Source organism: Zwartia hollandica, assembly GCF_019923725.1.
Classification (GTDB): domain Bacteria; phylum Pseudomonadota; class Gammaproteobacteria; order Burkholderiales; family Burkholderiaceae_B; genus Zwartia; species Zwartia hollandica.
Genome location: NZ_JAHXRI010000006.1, coordinates 735,618 through 750,423 on the forward strand (window position 1 = coordinate 735,618; position 14,806 = coordinate 750,423).

The 14,806-nt window shown below is 52.4% G+C and carries 14 protein-coding genes; 10 read left to right on the forward strand and 4 right to left on the reverse strand.

Features of this window, described 5'->3' with window-relative positions:
- The first annotated feature begins 4 nt into the window (after positions 1 to 4).
- Positions 5 to 1,900, forward strand: coding sequence for a penicillin-binding protein 2 (gene mrdA, locus KZZ10_RS06875; protein WP_259660742.1), 1,896 nt, complete (start codon positions 5 to 7; stop codon positions 1,898 to 1,900).
- Positions 1,897 to 3,054 carry a rod shape-determining protein RodA gene (gene rodA, locus KZZ10_RS06880; RefSeq protein WP_259660743.1) on the forward strand — a complete coding sequence of 386 codons (1,158 nt, stop codon included), beginning with the start codon at positions 1,897 to 1,899 and terminating at the stop codon, positions 3,052 to 3,054. The genes mrdA and rodA overlap by 4 nt, the downstream gene beginning before the upstream one ends.
- Here the strand turns inward: rodA and mutY are convergent.
- From mutY to KZZ10_RS06895, 3 genes are read right to left on the reverse strand one after another with little or no spacing between them, the layout of a single operon-like run.
- Positions 3,047 to 4,132, reverse strand: a complete 1,086-nt coding sequence (gene mutY, locus KZZ10_RS06885; protein WP_259660744.1) for an A/G-specific adenine glycosylase — start codon at positions 4,130 to 4,132, stop codon at positions 3,047 to 3,049. The genes rodA and mutY overlap by 8 nt on opposite strands.
- A gap of 5 nt (positions 4,133 to 4,137) precedes the next feature.
- Positions 4,138 to 5,046 carry a cell division protein FtsX gene (locus tag KZZ10_RS06890; RefSeq protein ID WP_259660745.1) on the reverse strand — a complete coding sequence of 303 codons (909 nt, stop codon included), beginning with the start codon at positions 5,044 to 5,046 and terminating at the stop codon, positions 4,138 to 4,140.
- Positions 5,046 to 5,786: a cell division ATP-binding protein FtsE gene (locus KZZ10_RS06895; protein WP_259660746.1), complete on the reverse strand. Its 741-nt coding sequence runs from the start codon at positions 5,784 to 5,786 to the stop codon at positions 5,046 to 5,048. Before KZZ10_RS06895 ends, KZZ10_RS06890 begins: the two co-directional genes overlap by 1 nt.
- Before the next feature lie 230 nt (positions 5,787 to 6,016).
- Between KZZ10_RS06895 and KZZ10_RS06900 the strand changes: the two genes are divergently transcribed.
- The 5 genes from KZZ10_RS06900 (at position 6,017) to KZZ10_RS06920 (ending at position 11,228) form a co-directional block, all read left to right on the forward strand.
- Entirely contained in the window at positions 6,017 to 7,033 is a 1,017-nt protein-coding gene (locus KZZ10_RS06900) for an amino acid ABC transporter substrate-binding protein (protein ID WP_259660747.1), read from the forward strand.
- A gap of 61 nt (positions 7,034 to 7,094) precedes the next feature.
- Positions 7,095 to 8,282, forward strand: a complete 1,188-nt coding sequence (locus tag KZZ10_RS06905; protein ID WP_259660748.1) for an amino acid ABC transporter permease — start codon at positions 7,095 to 7,097, stop codon at positions 8,280 to 8,282.
- 1 nt (position 8,283) lies between these two features.
- Complete coding sequence (locus tag KZZ10_RS06910; RefSeq protein WP_259660749.1) at positions 8,284 to 9,387, forward strand: amino acid ABC transporter permease; 1,104 nt, start codon at positions 8,284 to 8,286, stop codon at positions 9,385 to 9,387.
- A gap of 47 nt (positions 9,388 to 9,434) precedes the next feature.
- Positions 9,435 to 10,175, forward strand: coding sequence for an amino acid ABC transporter ATP-binding protein (locus KZZ10_RS06915; RefSeq protein ID WP_259660750.1), 741 nt, complete (start codon positions 9,435 to 9,437; stop codon positions 10,173 to 10,175).
- A 75-nt stretch (positions 10,176 to 10,250) separates the two neighbouring features.
- Complete coding sequence (locus KZZ10_RS06920) at positions 10,251 to 11,228, forward strand: Bug family tripartite tricarboxylate transporter substrate binding protein (protein ID WP_375372551.1); 978 nt, start codon at positions 10,251 to 10,253, stop codon at positions 11,226 to 11,228.
- 37 nt (positions 11,229 to 11,265) lie between these two features.
- On the opposite strand, the gene KZZ10_RS06925 is transcribed toward KZZ10_RS06920, so the two are convergent.
- The gene (locus KZZ10_RS06925) at positions 11,266 to 12,699 is read right to left on the reverse strand and encodes a DHA2 family efflux MFS transporter permease subunit (RefSeq protein ID WP_259660752.1); all 1,434 of its coding nucleotides are present in this window, start codon (positions 12,697 to 12,699) and stop codon (positions 11,266 to 11,268) included.
- A gap of 62 nt (positions 12,700 to 12,761) precedes the next feature.
- On the opposite strand from KZZ10_RS06925, the gene KZZ10_RS06930 reads away from it, so the two are divergent.
- The 3 genes from KZZ10_RS06930 to panC are packed head-to-tail and all read left to right on the forward strand — an operon-like array spanning position 12,762 to position 14,707.
- Positions 12,762 to 12,950, forward strand: coding sequence for a DUF3460 family protein (locus KZZ10_RS06930; RefSeq protein WP_259660753.1), 189 nt, complete (start codon positions 12,762 to 12,764; stop codon positions 12,948 to 12,950).
- 5 nt (positions 12,951 to 12,955) lie between these two features.
- A complete protein-coding gene (locus KZZ10_RS06935; protein WP_259660754.1) occupies positions 12,956 to 13,834 on the forward strand; it encodes a segregation and condensation protein A in 879 nt (292 codons plus the stop codon).
- Positions 13,835 to 13,864: 30 nt separating this feature from the next.
- The gene (gene panC / locus KZZ10_RS06940; RefSeq protein WP_259660755.1) at positions 13,865 to 14,707 is read left to right on the forward strand and encodes a pantoate--beta-alanine ligase; all 843 of its coding nucleotides are present in this window, start codon (positions 13,865 to 13,867) and stop codon (positions 14,705 to 14,707) included.
- The last annotated feature ends 99 nt before the right edge of the window (positions 14,708 to 14,806 follow it).

A 14,806-nucleotide genomic window follows, 5' to 3' on the forward strand; every position in this document is an offset into this window, starting at 1 on the left:
GCGTATGTTTGATTTTAAGAAAACGGATCAACTTCAAAAAAACAAGTTTTTGTTTCGAGCTGTTGCGGCCGGACTGTTCGCTGTCGCGTGCTTTGCCGTGCTGGTGATGCGATTTTGGGTGTTGCAGGTAGATCGTCATGACAGCCTTTCGGCACGAGCCGAGAACAACCGTATGGCAGTTGTTCCCATTGCGCCGCGGCGAGGGGACATCTTTGATCGTAATGGAGAAGTACTCGCGCGCAACGTACTGAGCTTTACGCTTGAGGTCGTGCCCGCCAAGGCTGGAAATATCGATGCACTGCTCAGTAATTTGACACCGATTGTTTATGTTGGCCCAGCAGATCAACGGCGTTTTAAGCGGCGTGTCGCTGAAAGCGGTCGTTATGCGAGTGTTGTACTACGCAACAGTTTGAACGAGACCGAGGCTGCGTGGTTTTCTGCACACTCTATGCGCTTTCCTGGTGTCGAACTTAGAGCACGGTGGGTACGTGAATACCCACAAGGGCAAGCCGCTGCGCATGTCGTTGGCTATGTTGGGCGTATTTCAGAGTCCGATTTGAATGCGCTTGAAGAAAGAAACGAGCTTGGAAACTACCGCGGTACTGACATCATTGGTAAAAAAGGTATCGAAAAAACCTATCAAACGCTCTTGCATGGCAAGACTGGCCTCGAAGAGTTAGAGATCACCGCACGTGGAAAGCCAGTGCGTGTCCTGCGGAAGTTAGATCCGGTACCGGGTGCCAATTTAACGCTGTCTCTTGACATGGGGCTGCAGCGTATCGCGGAGGAGGCCTTCAAGAACTTGCGTGGCGCCCTAGTTGCGATTGAGCCGGCAACCGGAGAAATCCTGGCGTTTGTGTCGCAACCCTCTTTTGATCCAAATCTATTTGTGGATGGCATTGATGTCGAGAGTTGGCGACGCCTTAATGAGTCTCCTGATCACCCATTAATTAATCGACCGGTCTACGGCACATATCCGATTGGCTCGACCTACAAGCCGTTTGTCGCCCTCGCTGCGCTTGAGCTAAAGAAAAGGCGCGCGAACGAGCGAATCGATGATCCAGGGTTTTTTGAATTCGCAGGACAGCGATTTAGAAACGCAGGCTCGACAGCGTTTGGTTCAATTGATATGCATCATGCTCTAGTCGTGTCGTCGGACACCTATTTTTATTCGTTGGGCCCTGAGATTGGTGTGAATGCACTGCATGATTTCATGAAGCCGTTTGGCTTTGGTCAAATAACTGGTGTGGATATCGATGGCGAGCGCCGTGGGGTATTACCCTCGACGGAATGGAAGCGGACGGCCTATAAGACACGCGAACAACAGCGGTGGTATGCCGGCGAGACAGTTTCTGTCGCGGTCGGGCAGGGGTATAACTCCTTTACGCTAATGCAACTCGCGCAAGCTACGGCGGTGCTGGCTAATGACGGTGCTTCCATGAGGCCACACTTATTACGTTCAATTCGAGACTCGCTGTCTGGGGAGCAAACCGCGATTGAGCCGCAGTCGACGCATTCGATTGAATTGAAGCGTGAAAACCTGGATGTAATTAGACGCGCGTTAATGGATGTGACGCTTTCCGGTACCGCAAGCCAGGCTTTTGCCGGCGCACCCTACCAAACAGCCGGCAAGACTGGCACGGCCCAGGTATATAGCCTTCGTGGCGCAAAGTATCAAAGTTCCGCAATCGATGAGCGGCTCCGCGATCACGCCTTGTTTATGGCCTATGCTCCAGCTAAACAGCCAAAAATTGCAGTAGCAGTTTTGGTTGAGAATGCTGGGTGGGGTGGCAGTGTCGCCGCTCCAATTGCACGCAAGGTCTTTGACGCTTGGTTGTTACGCGATCAAAAACCGGCGCCAGCAGCTGCGGTCGTGCAGCCTCAAAGAGGCGCGCAATGAAAATGTTATTCAGATTCTTTGTGCGTGCAGTGACAGCCATTGATTGGCCGTTGATGGTTGTATTGCTTTTGCTGGCGAGTGCAGGGCTAGTGGTCATGCACTCTGCCGTCGGTGGAACTGACTGGCGTTTCGCTGACCAAGTACGCAATTTTGCAGTGGCGCTCACGGCGATGTGGGTGGTTGCAATGACGCCGCCGCACATCATCATTCGCTTAGCAGTTCCCTTTTATGTACTTGGGATTCTGCTGTTATTGGGCGTCATGTTTTTTGGAGATACTAGTAAAGGTGCTACGCGTTGGCTGAACATTGGATTTACGCGTATACAACCTTCCGAGATGATGAAAATCGCTGCCCCGCTCATGTTGGCGTGGTATTTCCAGCATCGGGAAGGTTCCATGAGAGTTCTGGACTTTTTTGTTGCGGGCGCTTTACTGGCGGTTCCGTTTCTTTTGATTGTGAAGCAACCCGACCTTGGAACAGCCTTGTTGGTGTTTGGTGCGGGCTTTTGTGTCATGTATTTTGCAGGGCTATCTTTCAAGTTACTGGTTCCTTTGTTGATCGTGGGGGTGATTGGTATTGCTGGGGTCCTTGCTTATCAAAAAGACTTATGTCAGCCTGAGACCACTTGGGTTGGGTTCCACGACTATCAGAAGCATCGTGTCTGCACATTACTCGACCCTACGACTGACCCGCTGGGCAAGGGCTTCCATATTATTCAGTCTACGATCGCTGTTGGATCGGGCGGAGTGTATGGCAAAGGCTATATGGCCGGCACGCAGAGCCAGCTTGATTTCATTCCAGAGCGAACCACCGATTTTATTTTTGCTGTGTTCGCCGAAGAGTTTGGGCTCTACGGTGGAGTGACTCTTTTGGTGTTGTATCTCGTGCTAATCGCCCGAGGTTTAGCGATAGCCGTAGGAGCGCCAACACATGCCAGCCGTTTGTTGGCAGGGGCGCTGACGATGGTGCTGTTTGTTTATGTATTTGTAAATATTGGGATGGTCACGGGCATCTTGCCTGTGGTCGGCGTGCCGCTTCCATTTTTGAGCTACGGCGGAACGGCGTTACTTACGATCGGTATCGCTTGTGGCATTCTGATGAGTATAAGTAAGTATCGTCCACCGCAAGACGAGGAGCAACGTAGTTTTAACTAAGGACTTCGTCACTCTTCAGTCCAAGCAAGAGCTTGCGAATTGGAGCGGGCAGTCCTTTGCTATCGAGCGAAGCTAATGAAATCCATTGCAGCGCAGGTCGATTGTCGAGAGACTCTTTTAGCGATGTTTTTTCCTTCGAGACTCGGACGAGTACTGGCCTGATCGTTAGGCGGTAATGCGTAAATACATGTAAAAAGTCTGTGAGCGGTTGAATCTCTTGCGCGTTCAGGCCAAGTGAACTGCATAAGTCAGCGCTTGAAGAGTCGGGTTCAAATTCGGGCAGACTCCACAGCCCCCCCCAAATGCCAGTTTGTGGTCGTTGCTCGAGAAGGAGTTGACCTGGCCGATGGGCGATTAACATCGCGACGGTGCGCTCTGGAAGGGCTTTGCGTGCGCGTGCGGAGGGCAATTCATCTGTGCGCCCCTCCTTGTGTGCAATACAGTTAGCACGAATTGGACACTCCGAGCAACGCGGCCGACTGCGCGTGCAAAGAGTTGCCCCGAGATCCATTAAGCCCTGTGTGTAACTGGCCATTGCGTCTGGATCGTCTTCACAAATTCGAGCTGTTGGTAATTGTTTTCTTGCGATCGCCCATAGTTGCTGTTCGACGACGCGAAGGCTTGGATCACCTTCGATGCCAGCGTGTCGCGAAAATACGCGTTTTACATTACCGTCCAAAATCGCTGCACGCTCAGCAAAGCAAAAGGCGGCGATTGCGGCTGCGGTGGAGGGGCCGATCCCTGGCAGGGTCACCAACTCTTGAGCGGTTGTTGGAAAGCTGCCCCCCCAAGTATTCACCACTTGCTGGGCACAGGCATGCAAATTACGCGCACGCGCGTAGTATCCCAGTCCAGCCCATTGAGCCATCACCTCAGCTGAGGTGGCCTGGGCAAGTTTCTTAACGGTTGGAAACTTTTTCAAAAAGCGCGCGTAGTAATCAATCACGGCCGCGACTTGCGTTTGCTGCAACATGATCTCTGATAGCCAGACCCGGTAGGGATCGCGTGTCAGTTGCCACGGTAAGCCGTGGCGGCCGTGCACACGCTGCCAAGCAATCAGTCGCGGCGCAATGCGCATCGTAGTTAAAACCGCGTGTTGCGTTCGACAGACCAGCGCGCCGATAAGGCACCGAGGCAGGCAACCGACAGAACGGCGAGTATGAGTATCGGAATGGACGGCAAGGTCAGGGCGAACTCCGCATCATAGCTGCGCGCTAAGGAAGCGAGTGCGTCATTGAGTGGTACGAGCGCGAAGCGTGCAATTCCGATCCCAATCAAGGCGGCGAGCGTGCAGGTCAGGGCGCCGAGATACAAAAAAGGTCGACGGACAAATCCTTCGGTGGCGCCTACTAACCGGGCAACTCCGATTTCCTCGCGTTGCGATAGTGCCTGCATGCGCACCGTGTTAAATACCGTCGCAAGCACCACGAGCATGACACTGAGCGCTAAAAGGATCAGACCCACTTTGCCAAAGCGCAATAAGGCCTCTAAGCGCTGCACCCATGCGCTGTCGAGTTGCACTAAATCCACATTTGGCCAGGTTCGCCAAACGCGGGCTAGTTCGTTGGCACGTGAAGCGAGATCCTCACCCGAGGTGAACCCGACAACAACCGCATCAGGTAGTGGGTTACTAGGAAGGACTTTTAGTGCCTGCTCCCAGGCAGGATTCTCACGCAGGTCCTTTAGCGCACGGTCCTTTGGAATGACGCGCACCCCGGAGACTTGATGGTCATGCTCTGAGCGAATACGTTTGGCTAGTTGTTCTGCAGCGGTGCTCGGCGCATCTATTTTTAGAAAAATTGTGAGTTCCGGTGTGACCGATACCTGCCGCGCGACTGGCTCTACGGAAATCAAAAGGGATGCACCAAGCAATGGGAGCGATAACGCGAGTGCGATCACGAAGAGATTGGTGAGTGAAGAGATCGGCTGTGAAATCAACCGACGTAGCGTTACTGCCAAGGCATAGCGGTGCTGTCGCAGTAGACTTTTCATCAGGAGCTCCCTCCAAGAGAGGGTTCGTTCCTTGCAAGTATTTGATTTGTAACGATATTGTTGTGTGTGGGCGCTCGCCTTTCAGCAGAGTCGGCGAATCGGCCTGGATCGATTTTGAACGCTCTCGTGGCGTATTCAGCCATCAGCTCATCGTCGTGAGACGCAATCACCGTTGTGACGCCTACCCGGTTAAAGTCTTTAAAAACAGCCATGATGCGACGCGCTGTTTCGCGGTCTAGGCTCGCGGTTGGCTCGTCAGCAATAAGAATCGCGGGACGGTTCACGATCGCGCGCGCGATGGCCAGCCTTTGCTGCTCTCCACCCGAGAGTTCGATAGGGGGCGCATTTTCTTTGGCCGATAAGCCAACTTTTTCTAAGGCCGCACGGGCTCTTGCTCGCGAAACACCAGACGCCAAGCCTGTGACCGCTAAGGGAAGTAACACGTTGTCCATCACGCTACGGTCGTAGAGCAGGTGCGTGTCTTGTAGGATGACACCGACCGCACGCCTGAGGTAGGGTCGAGCCCTCGGCGACAAGTTCTCTAAGCGCTGGCCGTTAACCTGAATGGAGCCTCGGGAAGCAGGCTCCAAGCCACCAATTAACTTGAGTAACGTAGACTTACCCGCGCCGGAGGGACCCGCGACATAAACGAATTCGCCAGCGGACACTTTGAAGCTAATGTCAGCCAGAATGCTGCGACCTTGGCCGTAGGATTTGAAAACGTGTTGAAATTCAATCATGGTTGAACCAAATAGAAGCCCCCATCATAACGCCCGGTAATCCACATATAAAGGCAAAGAGCAGTTAGCACCAAATTGGGGGGGGGCTGCACCACTTTGGGAGATTGACTGCAAGGGATTTCCCCCATACATTCAGGGCAAGGGTAAGGCTACCATTGGTGCCTTGCACAAATTATTAACGCGACATTCCCTTGGTTTGTCGTCCCCCGTCGTGATCTGGAGATCGACTTATGAAATTTTTAAAACTTGCACTCGTGGGCGCTGCCCTAGTTGCTGCGAATACAGCCGTTCAAGCTGGTCCAACATTTGACGCTGTCAAGAAGAAAGGGTTTGTTCAGTGCGGTACGAACACTGGCCTAGCGGGTTTCTCTGCGCCAGATAGCAAAGGCGTCTGGTCGGGTCTGGATATCGATTTGTGCCGTGCTTTCGCCGCCACGATGTTTGGTGATTCAACCAAATTCAAAGTTACACCGTTGACGGCACAGCAGCGCTTCACCGCGTTGCAGTCTGGCGAAATCGACGTGCTGGTGCGTAATACGACCCAGACAATGACGCGCGACACATCGCTTGGTTTGATCGGTGTGGCCGTTAACTTCTACGACAGCCAGGGCATCATGGTTCGCAAGGACAGCGGCATCAAGAGCGCCAAAGAGCTCAATGGCGCGACGATTTGCGTGCAGCCTGGCACCACAACTGAACTGAACTTGGCTGACTGGTTCCGTGCAAACAAGCTCACATTCAAGCCCGTTGTGATCGAAAAGCTTGATGAAGTCGTTCGTGCCTTCGTTTCAGGTCGTTGCGATGCGTACACGACTGACAAGTCGGGTTTAGCATCTTCGCGTTCGTCACTCGACAAGCCTGACAACTACGTCATCTTGCCTGAAGATTTTTCGAAAGAGCCCCTAGGTCCGTTGGTCCGCCAGGGCGACGAACAGTGGCTCAACGTTGTGCGTTGGAGCTTTAATGCAATGGTGGAAGCCGAAGAGTATGGCATCACACAGAAGAACGTTGACGAAATGCTCAAGAGCACCAACCCTAACATTCAGCGCATTCTGGGCGTAACTCCAGGAATGGGTAAGAACTTGGGCGTGGACGAAAAATGGGCCTTCAACATCATCAAAGCAGTCGGTAACTACGGCGAAAGCTTTGAGCGCAACATCGGTAAGAACACGCCTTTGAAACTCGAGCGTGGTTTGAACCAGCAGTGGACGAAGGGCGGCATCCTGTACGCCTGGCCAATTCGTTAATTACTGTTGACTCTCAGGGGCGATTGCGCGGACAACTGTCCGTGCATCGCCCCAACTCATAATGAATCATAAAGATACTCCTCCAGTACAACCGCCGCGTCGGCGTTTGTCATGGAATGACCCGGGCGTGCGTTCGGTCATTTATCAAATTCTTGCTGTCGGAATTGTCGGCGGCGTTGTTTGGTATCTTGTGCACAATACGATGCACAATTTATCGGTTCGTAATATTACGACCGGTTTTGGCTTTCTAAGCCGCGAGGCAGGGTTCGCGATTGGCGAAACACCCATCAGCTACACGCCTGCGGATACCTATGCTCGCGCGATTAGCGTGGGACTACTCAACACGTTACGCGTTGCATTGATCGGCATCATTCTTGCCACACTGCTTGGCACAGTCATTGGTATCGCTCGTTTATCCAAGAACTGGTTGATCCGAAAAATTTCCAGCGTATATGTTGAAGTCATGCGCAACATTCCTTTGTTGCTGCAACTATTTTTTTGGTACGCAATCATTTCCGAGATGATGCCCGGGCCGCGTAAAGCGCACCATCCGTTACCTGGCGTTTTTGTGTCGAATCGCGGTATTCAGATGCCGACACTCAATGGAGACGGATTGACATGGTTGCTGGCGGGTGTCCTGCTTGCAATCGCTGCGATTTTCGGTTTGAGCCGTTGGGCGCGCCAGCGACAAGCACGTACGGGTCAGATTTTCCCCATGTTGCGTTGGGTCATTGGTTTGCTCGTAGTTTGTCCTCCCGCTTTGTGGTGGTTTAGTGGCACAACACTTTCGTTGGAAGTGCCAGAGCTCAAAGGTTTTAACTTTGTCGGTGGTATGACGCTCACGCCCGAGTTCGCCGCGCTGCTATTCGGCCTGGTGATTTACACCTCTGGGTTTATTGCCGAGGTAGTACGTTCCGGCATTCAGTCTGTCGGACGCGGTCAGTGGGAAGCTGCTGGTGCGTTGGGCCTAAAGAGCACGCTAGTGTTGCGTCTGGTGGTTTTACCCCAAGCGCTGCGCGTGATTATTCCTCCGATGACGAGCCAATACCTCAACATCACAAAGAACAGTTCTTTGGCTGTGGCGATCGGCTACCCCGATATTGTCTCGATCATTAACACGACCTTGAATCAGACCGGTCAGGCGATCGAGGGTATCTTGATGATCATGGCGGCGTACCTAACAGTCAGCCTGTCGATTTCGGTATTTATGAACTGGTACAACAAACGTATAGCATTGGTGGAAAGATAAGATGACAAGCCAAGCTCATGTTTCAACTCCAAGTACCGAGTTAGCTCCTCCCATACGACTGTCGGTGTGGAATTGGTTGCGGACGCAACTATTTTCTTCGCCATTCAATACGCTGTTAACGATCTTGTCCGTCTGGTTGCTGTTCGCAACGGTACCTGCAATGGTGGACTGGTTTTTGATCAGCTCAACTGTTACCGCTAAGACGTCTCAAGAGTGTCGAGAGGTAACCGGTGCGTGCTGGTCGATGATCGTTGAAAAGCACCGTCTTATTCTGTTTGGCGTCTATCCCTACGAAGAGCAGTGGCGCCCATTGTTGGCGACGCTTATTCTCCTTGGGGTCATTATTCTTAGTGGTGTGCGCCGTTTCTGGAATATTTCTCTGCTCTTTCTTTGGATCGCGGCACTTTCAAGCGTTGCAGTCTTGATGTGGGGTGGAGTATTTGGCCTAACCTATGTTGAGAATAGCCGCTGGGGTGGTTTGCCGCTCACCTTGATTTTGTCGACCTTTGGCATCGCCTTGGCGTTTCCGCTTGGTGTATTGCTCGCATTAGGGCGTCGATCAAAAATGCCGGCCATCAAGACGCTTTGTGTGGTCTATATTGAATTGATTCGTGGCGTTCCGTTGATCAGTTTGCTGTTTATGTCGGCAGTCATGCTCCCCTTGTTTCTGCCTGAAGGCATCACGATTGACAAGTTGCTGCGCGCCCAAGTTGCCATCATCTTATTTGCGGCCGCCTACATGGCCGAAACCGTTCGCGGTGGTTTGCAGGCGATTCCAAAGGGCCAGTTCGAAGGTGCGGATTCGTTGGGTCTAACCTATTGGCAGCAAATGCGTTTAATCGTATTGCCGCAAGCATTGAAAATCGTGATTCCTCCGCTCGTTGGACTTTTCATTGCATTGTTTAAAGACACGTCATTGGTTGTGATTATCGGCATTTTCGATCTGACACAGGCTGCGAAAGCGGCGTTGGTGGATCAGGCCTGGCGGGGTTTTAGCGTTGAGGTCTATATTTTTATCTCGGCAATTTACTTCCTGTTTTGTTATTCGATGTCCAAGTACAGCCAGTCTTTAGAGAAAAGATTGGCGACGGAACATCAACGTTAACGGTGTGTTTGTAAAGACCGGGCGCTTATTTATTCTGGAGATCGTGTATGGCTGACGCCATCATTAGCATGAAAGAAGTCAACAAGTGGTTTGGTAAGTTCCACGTGTTGCGTAATATCAGCCTCGACGTCGCGCGCGGGGAGCGAATCGTTATTTGTGGGCCGTCCGGATCTGGCAAGTCGACATTGATTCGTTGCATCAACCGCCTCGAAGAGCACCAAAAAGGCCAAATTATTGTTGAAGGCACTGAAATCACCAACGACATTCGTGATGTCGAAGCCATTCGTCGTGACGTGGGGATGGTGTTTCAACATTTCAATTTGTTTCCCCATTTGACAGTGTTAGAGAACCTGACGCTTGGCCCGATTTGGGTGCTTAAGACGCCAAAGGCTGAGGCTGAAGCCAGAGCGATGGAGTATCTTGAGCGTGTCCGCATCGCCGAGCAGGCAGCCAAGTTTCCAGGGCAACTATCTGGTGGGCAGCAACAGCGTGTTGCGATTGCGCGTTCGCTGTGCATGGACCCAAAGGTCATGCTGTTTGATGAGCCAACTTCCGCGCTTGATCCGGAAATGGTTAAAGAGGTGCTGGATGTGATGGTCGGCTTAGCTGAAGACACTGGCATGACGATGTTGGTTGTGACCCATGAAATGGGGTTTGCCCGTAAAGTTGCCGACCGGGTGATCTTTATGGACCAAGGCGAAATCATTGAACAAAATACGCCGGACGCTTTTTTCGACAATCCACAAAACGACCGGACCAAGCTGTTTCTGAGTCAAATCTTGCATTAATTCGCACTTCGGCGCGCATCCCTGTAGAGGCTATATATGAATCGATCCTTCCGTCTGATGCGTAGACATGTTGTTATGTTGAGCCTGGCTTGTGCAGGACTCTCGAGTGCTGGCCTGACGACCGCCGTGCATGCTCAGGCACAGTGGCCAAGCAAACCCATTCGCTTCGTTGTGCCTTATCCGCCAGGCGGACCCTTAGATACGATTGCTCGGCTATTAGCAGAAAAAGTCAAAGTTTCACTGGGCCAACCCGTTGTCGTGGAGAACAAGCCTGGCGCGGGCGGCAATATCGGTGTAGATCTCATTGCGAAGGCACAGCCCGATGGCTACTCGCTCGTGATGGGTGCAGTGGCGACGCATGCGATCAATCCTTGGTTGTTTTCAAAAATCCCCTACGATGCCGTCAAAGACTTCGCACCGGTTGCGCTGGTTGCCTCTGTGCCGAATGTGCTCGTGGTGAATCAGGACTTTGCTGATAAAAACAAGATACGCACTTTGGCTGATTTGGTCGCTTATGCTCAAGCGAATCCAGGGAAGTTGAACTATGGTTCTGGTGGCGCGGGCAGTGCTGGTCACTTAGCGGGTGAGTTGCTTGGCGCTCGCGCGCAAATTAAGATGGTTCACATTCCTTATCAAGGGGCTGCCCCTGCGAAGCTTGCACTATTGTCTGGGCAGTCCGACTTCATGTTCGACAACCTAGCCTCGGCAGCGCCACTCATTAAGGAGAATAAAGTTGTAGCGCTTGCGGTGACCACGAGTGCTCGTGCGCAGATGCTTCCTAATGTACCAACTGTTGAGCAGTCGGGTATCAAGCCCTTTGATATTGGTACATGGTTCGGGGTGTTTACAACCGCCGGTACGCCTGCTGCGGTGCTTGAGAAATTACATACAGCATACGCTCAAGCCTTAGCGGATCCGGACGTTGCTAAGCGCTTGGTCGAGATGGGCTCCAACGCCAAGCCATTGAGTTCGGCGCAGTTCGCGGAGATGGTCAAGCAAGAACTCGATAAATATAAAGATCTTGTAAAGCTCTCTGGCGCACAGGTGAATTAGTATTTTATGTGGTCTTAAAGTCCCCAAACAGCAGGGATCACGCTCTGTTACGTAGTGAAGCTCCCGCTGTCGAAGACAGACGCCAAAAAGAAAGCGCGGCGAGTGAACAGAGCGCGCCAATGACCAGAAAGCCGACCAATACATCTTGGGGGATGAGGGTCTGCGAGCCGCGTATTGCCATGCTGATGCTAAGTGTTTCGGCTGCAACGCCGACTCCGAAACTGATCCCTAGTTGCTGACCCATCGCGGCGAAACTGCTCGCGCGACTCATGTCCGCCTGGCGAATATCCGCATAAGCTAGCGTGTTGACGGCGGTGAATTGCAGCGATCTGAAAAACCCACCGAGCAATAGGATGGCCATCATGACTAAGCCAGGTGTCTCTTGTGTGAAGGTCGCGCAGATCATCAGGCTGAGTCCAGTGAAGATCGCGTTGATGGTCAGGACCTTTCGGTAACCCCAGCGATTAAGTATGCGCGGCGCCGCCATTTTCATGGCCAGTGAACCAATCGCACCAGCGAAGGTGATCAACCCTGCGGCCAACGCACTCATGCCGAAGCCTACCTGTAGCAAAAGGGCTAGGAGGTAGGGCGTTGCGCCGATACTAAAACGGCAAAGATTGCCCGCTAGCATGGCGATTCTGAATGTTTGAATTTTTAGAAGCGAGAGATTCAGGATGGGTTCGGGGTGCTTACGTGCATGCATCGTGTAACCCCAGCCAGCTATCAAGCCCAGCGCCATCAGGATGATGCTCAGACTCGGCGATGACCCGGAATTGCCAAGTGTTTCGAAGCCGCTCACGAGGCACGCCATACAGAGGCCGCTCAGGATGAAGCCCCAAAAGTCGAGGGGATGACTCAAGCCGTCCGAAGGCAGCTCCCGAACATGTTTCAAAACCATCCAGATCCCTAAGCTTCCGATAGGGATATTGATGAGAAAAATCCAGTGCCAGGATGCGTACGTGACGAGTAAACCACCCAGGGGTGGGCCAGCCATTGGGCCAATCAGAGCGGGCATTGATAAAAGCGCCATCGCTTTAATGAGTTCGTGTTTTGGAATGCTGCGCAACAGGATAATGCGCCCCACGGGAACCATCATGGCTCCACCCAAGCCCTGCACAATGCGGGAGATAACCAATTGGGAGAGCGTCTGCGATAGGGCGCAGGTCAGCGAACTAAGAGAAAACAGCACAATGGCTGCAATAAAGACTTTTCGAGCGCCATAGCGATCCGCGGCCCAGCCACTAATTGGCACAAAAACCGCAGTTGAAATGAGATACGACGTGATCGCCAAGTTCATTTCGATTGGGTTAGAGCCTAGCTCGCGGGCCATGGAAGGCAAAGCAGTCGTGACGACCGTTGCATCGAGCATTTGCATGAGCAGGGCGCATCCGACGATAAATGGCAAAATCCGTCGGGATTTCTCGGGAACTGCTTCAGGTTCGTCGAGATTAGGTAACTTGGCTTGCTGCATGGGGATGATTTGATCGCGTCTACAGTACACTAGACGACAGTCTAACCTTTCGCTGAATTCTCATGGCCGAGCAATACACCTCTGAAATTACGCAGTTCCTCCAGTCCTACAAATCCAACCACCCTGACGTTGAACAACGCCAGCGAGACGGTCGGGCGCGTTTGTGGGATAAGGCTCAGGACCCAGAGCTTGCTGAGGGCTTCAAACAGGCCCGTGTACGTCAAAAACCCTACGTTTATCAGAACAACTAGGCCCAATGAATTCGGCTCACGTTTCAGGTGAAAGTCTAGACGCGCTCGTGGAGCCCTCTGTGGACACAACCCCCGATGTGGTGGATACGGTCGCGCTTGCCCGACTATACGGCGAACCACTTTTTTCTCTGCCCACAGATTTATACATTCCGCCAGACGCCCTCGAGGTTTTTCTTGAGACGTTTCAAGGCCCGTTGGATTTGTTGCTCTATCTGATTCGTAAGCAAAACTTCAACGTACTCGATATTCCGATGGCTGAAGTGACGCGACAATATCTGTCGTATGTCGATCAAATTCGGATGCATAACCTTGAGCTAGCAGCAGAATATTTGCTGATGGCGGCGATGCTGATCGAAATCAAAGCAAGAATGTTGCTGCCGGTCAAGAAGACGGAGTCGGGCGAGGAGCCAGAAGATCCTCGTGCGGAACTAGTTCGTCGCTTGCTTGAGTACGAGAAGATGAAGCTTGCTGCCCAGCAGCTTGACGCCCTTCCCCAGCTTGGACGAGACTTCCAGCGCGCGCAAGCTTTTGCTGACTTGCGCATCGAGCGCGCTTTGCCGGACGTCAGCGTCGAGGATTTGCGCCAGGCTTGGATTGACATCCTAAAGCGCGCGAAGCTCAATGCCCATCACCACATTACGCGCGAGCAACTATCCGTGCGTGATCACATGACCCATATTCTGCGTCGCTTATCTGATGTGCGGTTTATCGAGTTTGGTCAGCTGTTTATGGAGCGGATTACCGAAGGTGCTGCAGTGGCGGTTGTCGTTGTGCATTTCCTCGCTTTGCTCGAGCTTTCTCGTGAGTCGCTACTCGAAATTACACAAGCCGAGCCTTATGCCCCTATCTATGTGCGCTTGGCCTACACCAGTGCTGCCGCCTAGGCTAACAGCCTCGCGTGTTCGGAGAACCCAGTGAAAGTTGTACATACGATCGAAGAACTGCGCGATCAGCTTAGAGGGCAGTTAAGGGTGTCGTTTGTCCCGACGATGGGCAATCTTCATGAAGGCCATCTCGCGCTAATGAAACTCGCGCGTCAGCATGGCGACCCCGTTGTGGCGAGCATCTTTGTGAACCGACTTCAGTTTGGTCCCAATGAAGACTTTGACAGATACCCTCGCACCTTGCGTGACGATATCGCGAAGCTTGAGCGTGACAGAAATGTTTATGTCTTGTTTGCGCCGAACGAAAGTGAGTTGTACCCGGAGCCGCAGAACTATCGCGTACAGCCTCCTCAAGAGCTAGGCGATATTTTAGAAGGTGAATGTCGCCCTGGCTTTTTTGGTGGTGTGAGTACGGTCGTTCTCAAGTTGTTTTCTTGTGTACAGCCTCGTGTGGCCGTTTTTGGAAAAAAAGACTATCAACAGTTGATGGTGATACGAAATATGTGTCGCCAGTTTCAGTTGCCTGTTGAAATTCTTGCGCATGAAACCGTTCGTGCAGAGGATGGACTCGCGCTGTCTTCCCGTAATGTTTATCTACAACCCACCGAACGCACTGAGGCACCCCAGTTATTTGCGCAGTTGCGTATCATGAAGGACAAGGTACGTGCGGGTGAAGCTGATGCCGCCTTACTTGAGCGCGAGGCGACCAATTATTTGCAGGCTCGCGGCTGGCTAGTCGATTACATTGCCATTCGTCGACGTCGTGATTTGCACAAGCCCTCCCATGCGGAAATGCTTGCGGGTGAGCCCCTCGTAGTGCTCGCGGCGGCTAAGCTTGGCGCGACGCGCCTCATTGACAATCTAGAGCTCTAGATTGTCAATCCCTACTTAGGGTTATTCCGCCTGTCAGATTTGACAGCTATCCCTGCCGGTGTCGCTATGCCAGACTGCTCTTCGTCATGACACGGAGGT